This window comes from Tenacibaculum sp. M341, from assembly GCF_004337695.1.
Classification (GTDB): domain Bacteria; phylum Bacteroidota; class Bacteroidia; order Flavobacteriales; family Flavobacteriaceae; genus Polaribacter.
In genome coordinates, this window is the sequence record NZ_SJXJ01000007.1 from 66,447 (window position 1) to 85,169 (window position 18,723).

Here is an 18,723-nt window from a genome sequence, read left to right on the forward strand (position 1 = left end):
TTATATTCAGTGTTTGTGGCATAACTTAAAAATATTATATTTATAGTTGAATAATATTTTAAATGTTGTAAATTGGCAGACCCTAAAAAAAGAAGTAAATACATGAAAAGTACATTAAAATTATTAGGTTTACTATTGATTTCCTCAATTGTCTTGTCTTCTTGTCAAAGTTCAAGAAGAAGCTCAAGTAGGTCTAATTTGACAGGATGGAATTTTAATGATCCTAGTTACGGAAACTATTTAAAAGGAGATTTCAAAGATGGAGAAGTACCAATGGGTATGGTTCATATTGAAGGAGGAACTTTCACTATGGGATTAGTGCAAGACGATGTGATGTTTGATTGGAATACAACTCCGAAGCAAATGCATGTTAGGTCTTTTTACATGGATGAGGCAGAGGTTACAAACTCTGAGTATAGTTTATTTATGCAATACACTAAAGATGTATTCCCTCCAAGCGATCCTCAATTTAAAGATATTTATCCATCTATTTTACCAGATACTTTAGTTTGGAGAAAAGGTTTAGGAAATACAAACTTACTTTCTGAAAGTTATTTAAGACACCCAGCATATTCAGATTATCCTGTAGTTGGTGTTACTTGGATTCAAGCGAATCAATATTGTAAGTGGAGAACTAACGCCGTTAACCTTAAAGTTTTAATGGATAAAGGTGTTATTACAAATATATTTAAAGAAGATTCATTAGAGTTTAGAGGAAAAAATAATTTTGATACTGATGTATATTTAACAGATCCGTATGCACTTTTTGATGGAGATTCAACAATATATAAGAAAGGTATTCCTGTACCACGTAAAAAAGGTGAGCCAAAACCTGAAAAAGGAGCTTTTACTGGTAGACAAGTAACTTCATCTGATGGTATTTTATCTCAGAAATTTAGATTACCAACAGAAGTAGAGTGGGAGTATGCTGCAAAAGCTATTTTTGAAAATAGAGAGTACAACAATATTAGAGGTAGAAAAAAGTATGCTTGGACAGGTAAGTATACTAGAAATAAAAGTAAATCAAAAAGAGGAGATCAGTTAGCTAACTTTAAGCAAGGTAAAGGTAACTATAGTGGTATTGCTGGATGGAGTAGTGATGGTGCTGATATTCCTAACTCTGTTAGAAGTTACCCGCCAAATGCATTTGGATTATATGACATGTCTGGTAACGTTGCAGAATGGGTATCTGATGTATATAGACCAATTGTAGATGCTGAAGCAAATGACTTTAACTATTTTAGAGGAAACATCTTTACAAAGAAAATGATTGATGAAAATGGTAAGGTTGTAATTGTAGATGATAGTGAAGTAGAAATTGATACTTTAGTAAATGGTAAAGTAACTCCAAAAGACTTACCAGGTACGATTAAGTACATTCCAATTACTAAGGATGATACTTATATGAGAAGAAATTATTCTTTTGCTGATAATTCAGACTTAAATGATGGAGATCAAAAATCATCTAAGAGTTTCTCTTTAGAGGAAGATCAATTAGCAGATGCACCAAGAATGTATAACTCTCCAATGAGACCTGAAAGTGAAAGAGATTCTTTAGGAAATGTTACTAACAGATTTGAGTATGATAAAAAGACAAGAAGAACTTTAATTAGTAATAAAACTAGAGTATACAAAGGTGGTTCTTGGGCTGATAGAGAATATTGGTTAGATCCTGCTCAAAGAAGATATTTTCCTGAATATATTTCAACAAATTATATCGGATTCAGATGTGCTACAGATAAAGTAGGACCTATGGTAAGAGAGCAAAAGAAAACTGCTACACCGAGATATAATTTTTCTAGAAAATAGAACTTAATAAAATTTAATAATAAAGCCTCGTTAATTTTTTAACGAGGTTTTTTATTTTTGTTATATGATGAAAATTGAAGATTTATACTCTTTATACACCGAACATTTTCTTGTAGATACTGATACGAGAAAGATTAGAGAGAATAGCGTTTTTTTTGCTTTAAAAGGCGAAAATTTTAATGGGAATAAGTTTGCTAAACAAGCATTAGAAAATGGCGCTAAATATTGTGTTATTGATGAAGAAGAATACAATGTAGATGATCGTTTTATTTTAGTTGATGATGTTTTAAAAACATTACAAGCGTTATCTAATTATCATAGAAGACAATTGAAAGCTCCTATTGTAGCATTGACAGGAAGTAATGGTAAAACAACAACTAAAGAGTTGATTAATGCTGTTTTGAGTAAAAAGTACAAGACGTATGCAACTAAAGGAAATTTGAATAATCATATTGGTGTACCATTAACGTTATTATCCATGACGTTAGACACCGAAATTGGTATTGTTGAAATGGGGGCTAATCATCATAATGAAATCGCTTTTCTTTCTAATATTGCTGAACCAGATTTTGGTTATATCACAAATTTCGGAAAAGCACATTTGGAAGGTTTTGGTTCTGTAGACGGTGTAATTCAAGCTAAAAGTGAGTTGTATGATTTTATAGAAAGTAAAAGTCGAAAAGTATTTGTTAATCCGAATGATCCAATTCAAATAAAAAAAACAGAAGCTATTGATAGAGTTTTGTTTTCAAATGAGATTAGTTTTGTTGAAGCCAATCCTAATGTATCATTAAATTATGCAGGAGAAAAAGTTGAAAGTAATTTAATAGGAAGTTATAATTATAATAATATAGTCGCAGCGATTACAATTGGAGAATATTTTTCAGTAAATAAAACAGATATAATTTCAGCTATTAAATCTTATTCATCAAATAATAATCGTTCACAGGTAATCACTAAAGGATCCAATGAAATAATACTTGATGCTTATAATGCAAACCCTACAAGTATGGAAGCAGCATTGAGTAATTTCAATAATATAAATTCAGAAAAGAAAAAAGTTGTGATTCTTGGAGATATGTTTGAATTAGGAAATGATAGTGAATTAGAGCATCAAAACATTGCTAATTTAGTTGATAGCTTAAGTTTAAATTCCAAGTTTTTAGTAGGAAGTAATTTTAACCAGATATCTTTTAATGGAATTTTGTTTGAAAATTTTAATGTATTATCCGATTATTTAAAAGATAATTCAATAGAAAATTCACTAATTCTAATAAAAGGCTCTAGAGGTATGGCTCTAGAGCGCTTAGTTGATTTATTTTAATTGATATTTTCTTTATGATAGGATAACAAATTATCAATTGGTCTTTGAATAATATCGGTAATAGATAAATTATTTTTTGTAGCTACTTTTTCTAGTATTTCTCTAAAATAATAAGCTATTGAACCAATAAAATATACAGGAGTATTGAAGTCTTTGTTATAAGGTATCACACGATATTTAAAGAACTCTTCAAAACCTTTTTTAATGATTTTTCTGATGTATTTTTCGTCTTTAAAATCAAACATAAATTTAGCAAATGAAGCTAAATACATGTTAGGATTTGGTTGTCTGTATAAATTGTATTTAATAAAATCAGCATCAAGATTATATTCTTTTTCAAATGCCTTAGATATTTTCTTAGGCATTTTGTCATAATAAAAATCTCTAAGAAGTTTTTTACCAAAATAATTACCACTAGCTTCATCCATTATTGTATAACCAAGTGAAGCAGCAAGCATCTCCATATCGTTACCGTTATAATAACAACTATTAGATCCAGTACCAAGAATACATACAATTGCTGGATTATTACCTGAAGAAGCATAAACAGCAGCTAGCATGTCTTCAGCAATATTAATAGAAGCATTTTCAAAAATGGTTTTCATAACTTTTTTTAGAATGTCAACTGCTTGAGGAGTACCACAACCAGCACCATAAAAATGTATTTCGTCTACTTGATCTTTAATGTTAATCAATTGAAACATATTTACGATTCTGTTTTTTAGTTCATCCTCAGGAACTACAGCAGGATTTAAACCCAAAGTTCTTACTCTAAACGTTTCATTTTTGTCCGAATCTAAAGCTATCCAATCAGCTTTAGTTGATCCACCGTCAGCTATTAATATCATTCTTTTAGTTGTTGTTTTATTCAAATATAAATTTTCAAATTAGGTTACACAACAAGATATTTCAACTCAAACGATTTCGTTTATAATAATGATAAAAATTAGTAATAAATACATTAATTTTGTTGTTAGATAATTATTTAATATGTTTTTTTTAAAAGAAAAATCAATCCCTTTAAACGAAATTTTTAAGGATAAATTTGTTGATATTCATTCACATCTATTACCTGGAATAGATGATGGAGCTAAAAATATAGAGGATTCTATAAGTTTAATTTCTAAAATGTATGAATACGGTATTAAAAATTTCATAACAACGCCACATGTCTTAGGAGATGTATATCCAAACTCTACAGAAACAATTCAAAAAAAGTTAGAAGAAGTAAAATCAGCATTATCTAAAAAAGGATTAAACGATGTAACTTTTAGAGCTTCAGCTGAGTATATGATGGATGAACAATTCGTTGAAAGATTAAAAGCAGATGACATTATACCTCTTAAGGATAATTTAATATTAGTAGAAATGTCTTATTTCAATGCTCCATTTAATTTATACGATGTATTGTTTGAAATTCAATTAAAAGGTTTTAAACCTGTTTTAGCACATCCAGAGAGATATAATTTTTATCATAATGATTTTCAAAATTTTTATAAGTTAAAGAAAGCAGGTTGTTTGTTTCAACTAAATTGTTTGTCTTTGACTGAACAATATGGGAAGAGTGTAAAAGGTACGGCTGATAAGTTATTAAAAGAAAATTTATATGATTTTATAGGTACCGATACTCATCATCATAATCATTTGAAACTTTTACAAAAAATAGGAACAAAGAAAACATATAAAAAGATAGAAACTATAGTAAACAACAATCAAAAGTTTTTAGAATAAAAAAAAGATGTGAATTTAAAATTCACATCTTTTTTTTATTCTATTTATTTAAGTATTTTATTGGAAAATTCTCTTATACCAAGGTTTAGTTTCTTCTTGAACATTTCCATAACCATAACCATATCCATATCCATATCCATAACCATAACCTCTTTTCATATCAGTATCATTTAGAATGATTGACATGTTTGGTAGTTTTCCTTCTTTATATAAAGTTTCAGGTACTACAAGAAGTCTTTTATCTAAATAATTAGCCCTTGAAATATATACGAATAAATCAGCATATTTAGCTATTAATAGTGTGTCTGTAACCAGGTTTACAGGAGCAGTATCAACTAAAACATAATCATATTGACTTCTTAATTCGTCAAATAATTCATTTATTTTAGAAGACATTAATAATTCTGCAGGATTAGGTGGAATAACACCAGACGCTATTATGTCTAAATCTTTAAGTTCATCAACATTAAACTTTAATGAATCAAGTTTAATACTATCATTAGTAAGATAATTAGTAACCCCTTTTCTATCAGGAATGTTTAAATATTCTGTTACTTTAGGTGCTCTTAAGTCCATACCTACAAGTATTACTTTTTTTCCAGATAAAGCTAAAGTAGCGGCTAAATTAATAGAAATAAAAGATTTACCCTCTCCACTAGTTGTTGAAGTAATAAAAATTGTTTTACCTTTTTCTGCCTTAACATTAGATAACATAAAATCTAAATTAGTACGTATTAATCTGAAAGCTTCAGCTGTACTTGATCTTGCTTCTGAGTTTACAACAATTTTTTCATTAGTTTCATTATGTGGAATGTCTCCAATAAAAGGAACAGATGTCAATTCTTGAATATCTCTTTTAGTATGAACTTTAGTATCAAGAAGATCTCTTAAGTAAATAATAATAAAAGGTATAACTAAACCAAGTAATAAAGCAGCTAAAAAGATTATTTTCTTTTTAGGAGATACAGGTATATTTGAGCCATAAGCTTTATCTATTATTTTAGCATTTGGTACAGTCACAGCTAAAGATATAGCTGTTTCTTCTTTTTTCTTCAATAAATAAGAAAAAAGACCAGAAACTATCTCTTGCTGCATTGCAATATCTAAAAATTTACGTTCTTTAACTGGTATCGAAGATATTCTTGAATTATATATGTTAGCTTCTCTCTTTAAGTTATCAACGTTAAGTTGTAATGATTTTTGTTGATTATCTAAACTACTTTTTAAAGCTATTTTTAAATTCTGAATGTTTTCTTCAAGCTCTACAACAGTAAAATTCTTTTTTCCAGCACTTTTTAGTAATCGATTTCTTTTATTTAGCAATGAGTTATATTCTGAAATAGATTTTCCAATGTTTGGATCTTGTAAACCTAAATTGGGAGGAAGTATACCATCGGAACCATTTAACTTTTTATTTAATGACTTTATAACATCAAGTTGGATATTAGCATTAATTAATTTTTGTCTATTCATAATATTAGACTCTAAAACTAATTTAGCTTCAGATTCAATATCTGTTACTTTATTATCCGTTTTAAATTTTTCAACATTATCATTTACAATTGCGAGTTGTTTTCCAACTGTATTTAATCTTTCTTCAATAAAAACAACAGTTTTTCTAGAGACTTCGCTTTTATCCCTTTGAGCATCTAAATTGTATTGTTTAACAATTTCATTTAGGATATCTTCAGCTTTTTCTAAAACAGAGGACTGAAGAGAGAGTTTTAATACGCTAGAATTTTTGTTTATAGGGGCTATGGAAACAGCTTTAATTAAACCATCGATTATTTCATCTCTTGGGAATATACTTACAATTAATTTATTTTCGATGCTTTGTTTATCGAAAAGATTACTTTTCTTTAATGTTATATTACCTAAATCTTCAGTTAAGAATGTTTCTCCAAAAGCAATTGAGTTCTTTAATGAATTTCCTTCTTCATCAAATATTGAAAAATCATTTTCTGAATTTATTTCTACCGTAAAGTTATAAATATCGTCTATACTATGAATATTAATAGAATCTTTTAGAATAATTTCAATAGGAGGATTTTTATATATCTCAGAGTTCTTAACTCTACCTTCACTGATATATTTGATAGTTAAATTTAGATTATCAACAACATCTCCTAAGATTTTTCTAGATTTTAAAATTTCTATTTCATTATCTGGATTATTACTTGAACCCCCACCAATAATTCCTAGATCTTCAAAAGCAGCTAGTTCAGCAGATATTCCAGACTTTTTATTGTCTTTTATCATTATGGTTCCAGTTGCAGAATATTTGTGTGTACTATATCTTAAATACAAAAAAGCAAATACTAAGCTTAAAATTACGCCAAATAAAAACCATTTCCAGTGAACTAAATACTTTTCAAGTTCAGCTCTAATATTAATAGTATCGTTATCTTCTATTTGTTGAGAATTAATTTGATTACTCATTAGTTTTTCTTTATCTCGTTAAAATATTAATAAGTGATATAATGATAGATCCAATTGAAACAAATAACCCTGTATTTCTATTAAAAGCAGCATCTTGAGAAGAAGCTTTGTTTTGATCTACATAGACAACATCATTTTGTTGTAGATAATATACAGGAGATGTAAATATTGAATTTGATCTTAAATCAAGATTAAACTGAATTTTTTTTCCTTTAATTTCTCTGAAAACTTTAATGGTGTTTCTTTTTCCTGTTATATTCAAATCACCAGCTAGACCTAATGCTTCTAAGATAGTTATTCTTTCATTTGGAATTGTATAAGTTCCAGGACGTTTTACATCTCCAAGAATAGTAACAGAATAATTAGCAATTCGGATATTTATAGTAGGTGTTTTGACATAATCAGGATCTAGTTTACTTTTAAGTAAAATTATTGCTTCATTACGTGATAAACCACCTATTTTTATTCTTCCTATAACAGGAAAATCAATGAAACCATCATTGTCAATTAAATAAGTTTGTTGCTGAGGTGTTCCTACAGCTCTATTTGTAGTAACAGCAAAACTAACTGCAGGTAAATTAAAAGCTTTTACAGCTTCTAAATCCGTAGCTGAAACTGTTATCTGTAGTAGGTCATCTGGTTTAAAAATTGTTTTGTAAGCATTGGATACTTTGGATTGGTCTATTTGATCATTTTGGAAATATGTTATATCTTTTTTAGAAACACATGACCCTAAAAAGAAAATAGAAAGTAAAAGAGAAACAATTTTTGTTACTTTTTTCATGTTTTTAAATTTTTCGCGAAAGTAATAATTTTAATTTAAAATTTGTTGATCTAATTTTTCGTAAACAGAATTGTTTGATTTGTATTCAGGAACAATTTCTTTGACTAGCTTTACTGTAATATTATTATTGTTATTTAAATTTTCATTACATAAATTGCTAATCTTGTTTAGAATGTCTTGGTGATTTATTTCTTGATTCTTAGCTATCATTATTTTTTCATGGTATGTAGGAGTAGTATTTTCTCCATTAGCTAATAGTTCTTCATATAATTTTTCTCCAGGTCTAAGTCCTGTTATTTTGATGTCAATATCTTCAGGGTATTTTAATCCGGATAAATGAATCATTCTTTTAGCTATGTCAAAGATTTTAACAGATTTACCCATGTCGAAAATATAAATTTCCCCACCTTCACCCATTGTACCAGCTTCTATAACTAACTGGCAAGCTTCTGGTATTGTCATGAAATAACGAGTTATATCTTTATGAGTAACAGTTAAAGGACCTCCTTCTTCTATTTGTTTTTTGAATAATGGAATAACAGAACCATTAGAACCTAAAACATTACCAAAACGAGTAATAGTAAATTTTGTTGTTCTGTTTTTTTTACTAAGACAACTAATATACATTTCAGCCACTCTTTTAGAAGCCCCCATTACATTCGTCGGGTTTACAGCTTTGTCTGTGGAAACCATTACAAATCTTTCTACGTTGTATTTTAGTGATAAATCGGCTATTATTTTAGTTCCAGCAACATTTATTTTGATAGCTTCATAAGGAGTTGATTCCATTAAAGGTACATGTTTGTATGCGGCTGCATGATATACTTTTTCAGGCTTAAATTCCTTAAATACATCCTCCATTCTATTCAAATCTCTAACATCAGCCACTATAGCAGTGAAGTTTTTTATTCCTTTACGAATAAGTTCTTGTTGGATTTCATAAAGAGGTGATTCAGCTTGATCAATTAAAATTAGATGTTTATGGTTGTAATTGCATATTTGTCTAGATATTTCACTACCTATAGAACCTGCAGCACCAGTTACTAGAATAACTTTGTTGTTAACATCCCTTTTTATGATTGGGTTATCAATTGTTATAGGCTTTCTATCTAATAAATCTTCTATTTTTACCTGTTTAATTTGATTTGCATCAAAATCACCACCAATCCATTTAGAGAAAGGAGGTACAATTTTTGGTTTAACTCCTAATTGTAATAGTCTGTCAGTAAGATATAAAAGTCTTTCAGATTTAATATTTTGGATAGAGAAAATTATTTCATCTATTTCTTTTCTCTCAACGAATTCTTTTGTCAATTGAGATCTACTGTAAATTTTTACACGATCTATTTTCTTGCCAATTTTATTAGAGTCATCATCAATAAACCCAATAACTTCATAATTGTTTTTAGTATCCCTGTTTAAAGCACCATATGTAATAAGTCCAGAATCACCCGCACCATATATCATTACATTAGTTATCTCTTTTAATTCAGATGAAATTATTTCGTAAAAAGCTTTGAAAATAAATCGACTAACTACTAATACAAATATTGAAATGAAATAATGAATTAATATAATTGATTTTGGAATAGTATAGCTTGGTAGAATTTTAAATATTGTGTTAAAGGTTACAATAAACATAATACCAATACTAGCAACACTTACCCCTAAAAAAACATTAAAAGCATCCCTAGTTCCGGTATGTCTAATAATTCCTCTATTAGAACCTACCAGCCAAAAAGAAATTAAAGAAATAAAACAAATAAACGGTAATTGATAAGTTAAATTACTGGTGTTAAAATTTAAAGAAGCATTAAAACGAATTGTGTAAGCAAGTATAAAACAAAGTGCTACTAAAATAACATCAATAATTAAAACAACCCAATGCGAAGCATGCTTGTTAAGAGCTTTTAAAAGAAAATTTCTAATCATTTATCATCAAAATCAAACTGAGTAAATATACAACTAATTAACTAATGAATATTGATTATATTCTCTTCATTTGCTGCTTTAGCATCTGAATCTGCTCTTTTAACATTCCATGCTTATCTAATTTTTTTGCTTCGTTCATTAAAGTAGTAGCCTCTCTCTTTCTTCTTTTGGTCATGGCAATACCAGCTAACTGTAATTTAGCCATAGCTAAATCATGATCCATAGACAACCCAAGTTTAATTGATTTTTTTAGATACTTTTCAGCTTGAGTCATATTAGTTTGAGAAACCATAATTCCATGAAGATAATTATAGTAACCTTCTTGTTTTCTTATTAAAGCAGAAGAAGGATTTTTAATATATCCTAACCATTTTTTTGCTCCTTCAAAATTTTGTTTTCTTAACTGAAGAAAAGCAAGTAAAATGAATTCGTTTTTGAAATAAAAAAGAACAAAAATAGAAGCGAATAATAATAAAGCAATTCCATTTCCTATGTGACCTTGGAAAAATTCATAGAAAGCCCAAACTGTAATTATTGCAGCAATGGCTAGTTTAATATTTTTATTGAACATCTTTTATCTTTTAGGTGGCAAATGTACGTTTTTCTAACAGAATTAATTTTATGATTTGTAAAACTTTTTGTGTTTAAACCAAGCAATCAATCCAATGATTATAACAAATGCTACCGAATAAGTTACAGAATCTGGTGTAATCACTTTATCACCACTAGCATAAGAATGCAAGCCTGCTAAATAAAAGTTAACTCCAAAATACGTCATCATAACTGATGCATATGCAATTACTGTCCATAAATTAAAAGTATATCTAGATTTTAAACCAGGAATTAAGCGCATATGAAGAACAAAAGCATAAATCATAATGGAAATTAAAGCCCACGTTTCTTTTGGATCCCATCCCCAATAACGCCCCCAACTTTCATTAGCCCACATTGCACCAAGGAAATTCCCTACAGTTAACATTACTAAACCAACAGCAGCAGACATTTCGTTAATTATGGTAAGCTCTCTTAAGTTTAGTAACATTTTCTTTTTATTGTTTTTGGTTGTGAAAATAATTAAGAATAAAGAAACAACACCTAAAATCATACTTAGAGAAAAAGGACCATAGCTCGCAACAATAATTGATACATGCACAAGAACCCACCAAGAATTTAAAACAGGAACCAAATTAGCTATTTCAGGATCAAGCCAATTACCCATTGCAAAAAATAATATTATAGATGTTACAAAAGAAGCAGCTCCTATTGTTAAAGCTGATTTTCTTCCTAAAGAAAGTCCAAACAGCATAGTTGCCCACGCTACATATATAATACTTTCATAAGCATTACTCCAAGGAGCATGACCACTAATATACCAACGCATTATAAGTCCAATAGTATGGAATACTAATAATAGAATTATAACGGCTATTAATCCTTTTATGAGGTAGTTGATAAACTTATTTTCATAAAATATTTTTAAAACAACAACTATGGTTAAAAGTAAACCTAACAAACCATAATATCTGAAAAGCTTCTTGAAAAAGTTTATTTTATTATACGCTATCTCGGCATCTATTTTATCTTTTGAAGGAATAACTTCGCTACCATATTTTTGTTGGAATTTTTTTATACCATCGAGTACCTTGTTAGCATCAGAATAATCATTAGTTTTTTTAGCTTCAAATAAAAATTGTAAATAAACAGGTAAAGATTGACGAACGAAAACAGAATCTGTTCCTTTAAATCCTGCAGTTATAGTTTCAGCTTGTGACACCCATTTATTGTTTTCATCATTAGGAATAGGGTAAATTTTTAAGATACCACCGCTTAGAGTTTGAGTTAATAACCAAACTCTTTCCTCAGCTTTAATAAGATCTCTTTCAAAATAATTTTGAATTTTTTTCTTTTGAGCTTTCACTACTAGTTCAGCGATTTTAGAATTACCGTTTTGATCATAAAAATCAATAATTCTAGCATGTTTTGCAGTAGGTGCTACTCCCAGAATTTCTCTAATTTGTGTATTTCCTCTTTGTAAATGAATAACAGGAATGTTAAACCAAAGTCTAGGTGTTTGTGTCATAGATAGAAGTATTTGACTTGGAGTCAAGCCTCTAAAGTTCTCACTATGTGTAACTTTTCTTACCAATTCAGAGGCAAATGTGTGAGCTGGTTTCATTCTACCTTTAGCATCTTGAATAACCAATCGACCAAATTTTTCAGCTTCTTCCTTATTTGTAATGAAAGTATTTAAAATACTATCAATTTGTTGTTCTGTAAATTCCTTTTTTTGTTCTTTTTGATGGTTGTTATGTTGTGCATAAGAAGAAATATTAAAAGCAAAAAGAATTAGAGCTGTTACGCCAACTTTCTTATCGTTGATTTTTCGTAGTGATTTCTTCAATGAATCAAAACGAGTGTTTTTTGCAAAAAGCATTGAAATTAATCCTATATAAAGAAGTGAGTAACCTAAATAAGTAACAAATGTTCCCCAGAAATCGTGATTAACAGAAAGGTGAGTTTGTTCAATAGCTTGACCTTCATTTTTATAACTTGCTTGAAAGAATTTATATCCTTTATAATCTAAAATATGATTCATGAAAATTCTGTAATCAAAAGATTCTTTTTTATCAATTACTGTAATTTCACTAGCGAAAGAAGCAGGACTATCAGAACCAGGGTATTTTTCTAATTGAAAATCGTTTAATTTTACTTCAAATGGAGTATTTAACATTTTTGCACCATACCAAGATCTGAAATTTAAATCGCCTATAGAAAAATCGTGTTTATTGTTGGTGTTAAACTGTCCTCCCGTGTACTCTACACGTTTCGTTTCTCCATTGTAGGTAATATCAAAAATAGCAACATCGTATTTTGTCTTATCCTTTTTTCCTCTGATGGTTTTAATTTCTCCTTTCTCAGCAGGTTTTGGAATAACAAACTGTAAACCTTCAACATTATGAAGTGTTAAAAATTGGAAGTTCTGAGTACTATCTTTTACAATGTTACCTTTTTTCTGATCAGCCATTCGAAGCCATTCTCCGTTAGCTTTTGTTTTCATTTTTAAGCTGCCATCTTCATAAAAGAAGTTGATAGAAGCGTTATCATATTCAGCATCAAAACCAACAAGTATATTGTGTATGTTTTCAATAGTACCTCTCTTTATATAGTGTTCATGTCTGCTTCCGCTTGAACTTTCTACTAAAAATAAATGTTCAGTGCCATTTTCATCTAAAACCAATTTAGTTTCAGCCCAAGGGATATATTCTACTAATTTAAAATTAACTTCTTTTGCAGCAACATTTTGTTTCGGCTTAAAAGCGAAATTAAATTCTTCATTATTTGTACCCCAAGCAGAAAATAGTAATTTTTGGTTGTAAGATCTTTGTGAAACATTATCATCTATTGTTACATTTAAGTAATTAGTATCAGACAAGAACACACTTGTAGTTTCTCCTTCATCTATTATCATCATTCCTTCGTAACCAAAATATCTTGTAATTCCTGCACCAATTAAAATGAATAAGAATGCTATATGAAACATAAATACAGCCCATTTTTCTTTTCTGAATAACTTGTATTTAAAGATGTTTCCAAAAAAATTAATAACAAAAAACAATAGAATTAGTTCGAACCACCAAGTATTGTATACTAATTTTTTTGCGGTTTGTGTTCCAAAATCGTTTTCTATGAAAGTGGCAATTCCCATGGCAGCAGCAGCAGCAAAAAATAAAACAGCCATTAAACGAGTGGAGTAAATTATATTTAATAATTTTTTCATGTGATAAATGTTATCTTTTCTTGAGATATAAAGAGTAAGAAAGTTTCATTTTAGAATAAATTTCTTACAAAAAGTTTAAATACTTAAAACATAAACTAAACTTTAGATATCTCAGAGATTTTGACTTTACTATAAAATATTTATGCTTTCTATGTGAAAAAGTAAAATTAGTAATAAAATGATACCAGATTAAAAAGCGTTGCAAATTTACGCAAACTTCAGTGAATACGCTTTATGAATCGATTTGATTTTTGGTCTTTAGAATAACTAAAAATTAAGTGAATTTATACACCTATTTTTTCGCCCATTTTAACAAAAGTTTCTATGTTGTTTTTTGTGTTTTCCAAAATGTCGTTATCTATTTTGATTTTATTCTTGTCAATTAAAATAACAACAGTAGAACCACCGAAAGCAAAATACCCCATTTCATCTCCTTTGTTTATTGTAGTGTTAGGAGTATAGGTGCTTAAAATGCTTCCAACCATAGTAGCTCCTACAGGGGCAAGAAGTATATTGCCTTTTTCTTCAGATTTTAAAATGCAATATTCTCGTTTGTTTTCACAAAAAACTTTAGTGAAATTAGAAGCTAAAGCATATGGTGAAACTGACAAGTAATCACCATCTATTTTTTCTGATTCGCTTGGAATTCCGTTGTAAGGAAAATGGTAACGATGGTAATCATTAGGAGCTAATCTTAAAATTAACATTGATGCGTTATCATATTCTTTTGCTAAATCATCATTATTTAAAAATTCTCTTAACGTAAATTTTCTACCTTTAACAAAAAAACTACTGACATCCTGTATGTTTTCGAAGGCTAGCAACTTTCCGTCACCAGGTGATATAAAATCACTTTCAATTGGCCTGGCTTCTGGTTTTAATTTACGATAGAAAAAATCATTAAAAGAAGTAAACTCATCAATAGATTTTTTAGCTTCAGTAATATCAATGTTTAAATCTGAGACAAACTGCTTGATTTTTTTTGATGATGAAGGTTTGTTCATTTTTCTACCATACCATTCAGATAAAAACTTGCGTTTTACAAGTGGTAAAAAAAGCATTTTACCGAAAGGGTTATTATAGAGTAATTTTAGAAAACCTTCACCTGGAGGAGTTTCTATTTGTGTTTTTCCAGATTTTCTATCGATGAATTTGATTTGCATTTTATGCTTGATTTATATGGTTGTTGTTGAGAAATTATTCTTCAACACTATCAATTAGAATGTCTAATAATTCAATAGCAGCTTGCGCTATTTTAGTACCTGGTCCAAAAACACCAACAGCACCTGCATCAAATAAAAATTGATAATCTTGTGCTGGTATAACTCCACCAACTATCACCATGATATCCTCTCTGCCATACTTTTTAAGCTCTTCAATAACTTGCGGGACTAATGTTTTATGACCTGCTGCCAAAGATGAAATACCTAAAATGTGTACATCATTTTCTACAGCTTGTTTGGTTGCTTCTTGTGGTGTTTGAAATAAAGGACCAACATCAACATCAAAACCTAAATCAGCATAACCTGTAGCAACTACTTTAGCTCCACGATCATGTCCGTCCTGACCTAGTTTTGCAATCATTATACGAGGTCTACGTCCTTCTAATTTAGCAAATTCATCAGCTAATTCACTAGCTTTTTTAAATAATGAATCGTCTTTTATTTCTTTACTATACACTCCAGATATGGTTTTGTTAACGGCTTTATGTCTGCCAAAAGTAACTTCTAAAGCGTCAGATATTTCACCTAATGTAGCTCTGTTTCTTGCCGCTTTTACAGCTAAATCTAATAAGTTACCGTTACCAGTTTTAGCACATGCTGTTAAGTCTGATAAAGATTTTTCAACATCGCTATTATTTCTTTTCGATTTTAAATCGTTAAGTCTTTCTATTTGAGATTTTCTAACGGCTTCATTATCTACTTCTAGAATGTGCAGAGGGTCTTCTTTTTCTAATTGATATTTGTTTACGCCAACAATTACATCTTGAGCGCTATCTATTTTTGCTTGTTTAATAGCAGCGGCTTCCTCAATACGCATTTTCGGAATTCCTTTTTCAATAGCTTTGGTCATTCCTCCTAAATCATCAACTTCTTGAATTAATTCCCAAGCTTTATTTGCAATTTCTTCTGTTAATTGTTCTAAATGATAACTTCCAGCCCAAGGATCTACAGTTTTGGTAATATGAGTTTCTTGTTGTAGATAAATTTGGGTGTTTCTTGCAATACGAGCAGAAAAATCTGTTGGTAAGGCAATTGCTTCGTCTAAAGCATTTGTGTGTAAACTTTGAGTTCCTCCAAATGCAGCAGCCATCGCTTCTATAGTTGTTCTAGCTACGTTATTAAAAGGATCTTGCTCTGTTAAACTCCAACCGCTTGTTTGACAATGTGTTCTTAGTGCTAGAGATTTTGGGTTTTTAGGGTTGAATTGTTTAACTAATTTAGCCCATAACATTCTACCAGCACGCATTTTGGCAATCTCTGTAAAATGATTCATCCCAATAGCCCAAAAGAAAGATAGGCGAGGGGCAAAAGAATCAATATCCATACCAGCAGTCAATCCTGTTTTTATGTATTCTAGTCCATCAGCTAGGGTGTAAGCTAATTCAATCTCAGGAGTAGCACCAGCTTCTTGCATATGATATCCAGAAATGGAGATAGAATTGAATTTTGGCATATTATTACTGGTGTATTCAAAAATATCAGCAATAATTTTCATTGAAGGAGTAGGTGGGTAGATGTATGTGTTACGCACCATAAATTCCTTTAAAATATCGTTTTGTATTGTTCCTGATAATTTTTCTGGTGAAACACCTTGTTCTTCAGCGGCAATTATATAGAAAGCTAGTACAGGTAGTACAGCTCCGTTCATAGTCATTGAAACAGACATTTTATCTAAAGGAATCTGATCAAATAAGACTTTCATGTCTTCAACTGAATCAATAGCAACACCAGCTTTACCAACATCTCCTTGAACTCTCTCATGATCCGAATCGTATCCTCTGTGTGTAGCTAAATCAAAAGCAACGGATAAACCTTTTTGTCCTGCGGCTAAGTTTCTTCTGTAAAAAGCATTACTTTCTTCAGCGGTTGAGAAACCAGCGTATTGTCTAATGGTCCAAGGTCTACGAACGTACATTGTAGAATAAGGTCCTCTCAAGTTTGGTGCAATACCAGCAACAAAATCTTCGTGTTTGTAATGTTCTACATCTGATTTTTTATTGTCAGATAATTTTATGTTGGATAGGTCTTTTCTACTCATTTTCTAATCGTTCTTGTTCAAGTTTTTCAGCTAATCGTCTTTGGATGATTGGTTGAATAAGTGTTTTTTGATGGCGTTGTTTTACAAAAGGAAATAACTCGAGATCATTTTTCATTTGATCTTTTTCGTTTTGAATTTTATTAGTTCCTAATAAAACGATTTCGTTTTTGTTAAAAAGAAGTTGTTCTTTTTCTGCTGATTCAGAAATTTTTCGTTGAATAACACCTTCTTTTAGTTGTTTTAAAAATCCACCACCTTGTTCTATTTGCTTGAAAATTTCAAGAGCATTTTCTGCAAGTTCTTTAGTAATAGCTTCTATGTAATAACTTCCGTCAGCAAAATCATGGGCGTTTTCAAAACCGCTTTCTTCTTTTAAAATAAGTAATTGGTTTCTAGAAATTCGCTCTCCAAATTCATTTGATTTATGGAAGATTTCGTCGTAAGAAACATTAGAAACAGTGTTTGCTCCACCTAAAACAGCACTCATGCATTCAGAAGTGGTTCTAAGCATGTTTACATTATAATCGTAAAGTGTTTTGTTTCTTAATGAAGGTTGAGTAAAAATATGAGCTTGATTGTTTGTTACATCATATTCGTTCAGTAATGAGTTCCAAAGAATTCTAAAAGCTCTAAGTTTGGCTACTTCAAAGAAATAATTACTTCCAACAGAAAAATTAAAATGAATTTTATCAGTGATATCTGCTCCAAAATGATTTAAATATTCATTAGCATGTGCTAAAGCATAAGCTAATTGCTGCGTGTTGGTTGCACCTGCATTTTGATATAAACTAGCGTTTACAGCTATTGCAGGTTTAGAAACTTTGGTAATTAATTCTTCTAGCTCTTGATGATCTTTGTTTAAGTTTGAAAACCAATTTCCTGTTTGGGCTAAGTTTCCAATAATATCAATGTTAAAGTATACTTTTTCTTTTTTTAGAAAATCAGAAATCTCACTGATAAAATTGACATCCAGAAAAGTAAAATTAAAATAAAAGTAAGCGCTGAATTTATCTAAATCATTCAGTACTTCTTTGTAATCAAAATCAGCATCTGCTTTAAATTCGATAGCATTAGCACCTCTTTTTAAAGAATCTATAGCTAATTTATTTGCAATTATCTCGTTGTCTATAAAGATAGACTCACAGATGTTAAAATCATCATTTGAGCGATTTGTTTTTTGGTGTGTTTGGTCGTCTTTTGTGTAAAAAGGTTTTACCGTAATTCCCTCATTTGTTTTCCATAACAAGGTTTCGTTGTAATCTAATCCTTTTAAATCGACATTTATTTTTTGTTTCCAGGCTTTCTCAGAAACGGTTTCAAATTCGCTAAATAGATAATTGCTCATTATTTTTTTATGGTATCAAATTCAATAATATATATATCTTCATTACCTCTCTTCATTAAATATTTTTCTCTCGCAAAGCGTTCTAACTCTAAAGAATCTTTTAGTTTTTCTATAGTTTCTTTGTCTTTGGCAATTCTTTTTTTATGATGATTTATCCAAGTTTCAAGCTCATCAATATCTTCATTTAATTCTCTGTGATTAAGATATGAATTTTCATCAAAAAAAAGCATCCAAACTACAAATACAGTTAGGATAATTAGGTAAATGTTTGTAGCTAACTTAACTACAGGTTTATTTTTTATTGATTTTAAATTCATATT

At 29.6% G+C, this 18,723-nt stretch carries 13 protein-coding genes; 3 read left to right on the plus strand and 10 right to left on the minus strand.

Going from position 1 to position 18,723, the window contains the following annotated elements; all coding sequences use genetic code 11:
* Positions 1 to 102: 102 nt before the first annotated feature.
* Both gldJ and EYW44_RS09375 read left to right on the plus strand, forming a co-directional pair.
* Positions 103 to 1,809, plus strand: coding sequence for a gliding motility lipoprotein GldJ (gldJ, locus tag EYW44_RS09370; protein WP_132723412.1), 1,707 nt, complete (start codon positions 103 to 105; stop codon positions 1,807 to 1,809).
* Between the two features lie 67 nt (positions 1,810 to 1,876).
* The gene (locus tag EYW44_RS09375) at positions 1,877 to 3,133 is read left to right on the plus strand and encodes a UDP-N-acetylmuramoyl-tripeptide--D-alanyl-D-alanine ligase (RefSeq protein ID WP_132723557.1); all 1,257 of its coding nucleotides are present in this window, start codon (positions 1,877 to 1,879) and stop codon (positions 3,131 to 3,133) included.
* Here EYW44_RS09375 and EYW44_RS09380 read toward each other — a convergent pair.
* Positions 3,130 to 3,981: an N-acetylglucosamine kinase gene (locus tag EYW44_RS09380; RefSeq protein ID WP_132723413.1), complete on the minus strand. Its 852-nt coding sequence runs from the start codon at positions 3,979 to 3,981 to the stop codon at positions 3,130 to 3,132. The two genes, EYW44_RS09375 and EYW44_RS09380, sit on opposite strands and share 4 nt — an antisense overlap.
* Before the next feature lie 142 nt (positions 3,982 to 4,123).
* Between EYW44_RS09380 and EYW44_RS09385 the strand changes: the two genes are divergently transcribed.
* Positions 4,124 to 4,864 carry a tyrosine-protein phosphatase gene (locus EYW44_RS09385; RefSeq protein ID WP_132723414.1) on the plus strand — a complete coding sequence of 247 codons (741 nt, stop codon included), beginning with the start codon at positions 4,124 to 4,126 and terminating at the stop codon, positions 4,862 to 4,864.
* Between the two features lie 57 nt (positions 4,865 to 4,921).
* On the opposite strand, the gene EYW44_RS09390 is transcribed toward EYW44_RS09385, so the two are convergent.
* From EYW44_RS09390 to EYW44_RS09430, 9 genes are all read right to left on the minus strand, one after another.
* Entirely contained in the window at positions 4,922 to 7,303 is a 2,382-nt protein-coding gene (locus EYW44_RS09390) for a GumC family protein (protein WP_132723415.1), read from the minus strand.
* Between the two features lie 10 nt (positions 7,304 to 7,313).
* Positions 7,314 to 8,087 (minus strand): polysaccharide biosynthesis/export family protein, encoded by a 774-nt coding sequence (locus tag EYW44_RS09395; protein WP_132723416.1) that lies wholly within the window; start codon positions 8,085 to 8,087, stop codon positions 7,314 to 7,316.
* 30 nt (positions 8,088 to 8,117) lie between these two features.
* Complete coding sequence (locus EYW44_RS09400; RefSeq protein WP_132723417.1) at positions 8,118 to 10,019, minus strand: polysaccharide biosynthesis protein; 1,902 nt, start codon at positions 10,017 to 10,019, stop codon at positions 8,118 to 8,120.
* Between the two features lie 55 nt (positions 10,020 to 10,074).
* A complete protein-coding gene (locus EYW44_RS09405) occupies positions 10,075 to 10,590 on the minus strand; it encodes a DUF2892 domain-containing protein (protein ID WP_132723418.1) in 516 nt (171 codons plus the stop codon).
* Between the two features lie 48 nt (positions 10,591 to 10,638).
* Positions 10,639 to 13,797 carry a cytochrome c biogenesis protein gene (gene ccsA, locus EYW44_RS09410; RefSeq protein WP_132723419.1) on the minus strand — a complete coding sequence of 1,053 codons (3,159 nt, stop codon included), beginning with the start codon at positions 13,795 to 13,797 and terminating at the stop codon, positions 10,639 to 10,641.
* Between the two features lie 284 nt (positions 13,798 to 14,081).
* Entirely contained in the window at positions 14,082 to 14,960 is an 879-nt protein-coding gene (locus EYW44_RS09415) for a phosphatidylserine decarboxylase (protein ID WP_132723420.1), read from the minus strand.
* A 34-nt stretch (positions 14,961 to 14,994) separates the two neighbouring features.
* Positions 14,995 to 17,058 carry a methylmalonyl-CoA mutase gene (gene scpA, locus EYW44_RS09420; protein WP_132723421.1) on the minus strand — a complete coding sequence of 688 codons (2,064 nt, stop codon included), beginning with the start codon at positions 17,056 to 17,058 and terminating at the stop codon, positions 14,995 to 14,997.
* Positions 17,051 to 18,403 (minus strand): methylmalonyl-CoA mutase subunit beta, encoded by a 1,353-nt coding sequence (locus EYW44_RS09425; protein ID WP_132723422.1) that lies wholly within the window; start codon positions 18,401 to 18,403, stop codon positions 17,051 to 17,053. The genes scpA and EYW44_RS09425 overlap by 8 nt, the downstream gene beginning before the upstream one ends.
* A complete protein-coding gene (locus tag EYW44_RS09430; RefSeq protein ID WP_132723423.1) occupies positions 18,403 to 18,720 on the minus strand; it encodes an FtsB family cell division protein in 318 nt (105 codons plus the stop codon). The genes EYW44_RS09425 and EYW44_RS09430 overlap by 1 nt, the downstream gene beginning before the upstream one ends.
* Positions 18,721 to 18,723: the final 3 nt, after the last annotated feature.

Bases quoted from the DNA above. Each gene is read 5' to 3' on its own strand.
- EYW44_RS09430 (WP_132723423.1), bottom strand. From the start codon at position 18,720: ATGAATTTAAAATCAATAAAAAATAAACCTGTAGTTAAGTTAGCTACA.
- EYW44_RS09400 (WP_132723417.1), bottom strand. From the start codon at position 10,019: ATGATTAGAAATTTTCTTTTAAAAGCTCTTAACAAGCATGCTTCGCAT.
- EYW44_RS09405 (WP_132723418.1), bottom strand. From the start codon at position 10,590: ATGTTCAATAAAAATATTAAACTAGCCATTGCTGCAATAATTACAGTT.
- scpA (WP_132723421.1), bottom strand. From the start codon at position 17,058: ATGAGTAGAAAAGACCTATCCAACATAAAATTATCTGACAATAAAAAA.
- EYW44_RS09375 (WP_132723557.1), top strand. From the start codon at position 1,877: ATGAAAATTGAAGATTTATACTCTTTATACACCGAACATTTTCTTGTA.
- EYW44_RS09415 (WP_132723420.1), bottom strand. From the start codon at position 14,960: ATGCAAATCAAATTCATCGATAGAAAATCTGGAAAAACACAAATAGAA.
- gldJ (WP_132723412.1), top strand. From the start codon at position 103: ATGAAAAGTACATTAAAATTATTAGGTTTACTATTGATTTCCTCAATT.
- EYW44_RS09380 (WP_132723413.1), bottom strand. From the start codon at position 3,981: ATGATATTAATAGCTGACGGTGGATCAACTAAAGCTGATTGGATAGCT.
- ccsA (WP_132723419.1), bottom strand. From the start codon at position 13,797: ATGAAAAAATTATTAAATATAATTTACTCCACTCGTTTAATGGCTGTT.
- EYW44_RS09385 (WP_132723414.1), top strand. From the start codon at position 4,124: ATGTTTTTTTTAAAAGAAAAATCAATCCCTTTAAACGAAATTTTTAAG.
- EYW44_RS09425 (WP_132723422.1), bottom strand. From the start codon at position 18,403: ATGAGCAATTATCTATTTAGCGAATTTGAAACCGTTTCTGAGAAAGCC.
- EYW44_RS09395 (WP_132723416.1), bottom strand. From the start codon at position 8,087: ATGAAAAAAGTAACAAAAATTGTTTCTCTTTTACTTTCTATTTTCTTT.
- EYW44_RS09390 (WP_132723415.1), bottom strand. From the start codon at position 7,303: ATGAGTAATCAAATTAATTCTCAACAAATAGAAGATAACGATACTATT.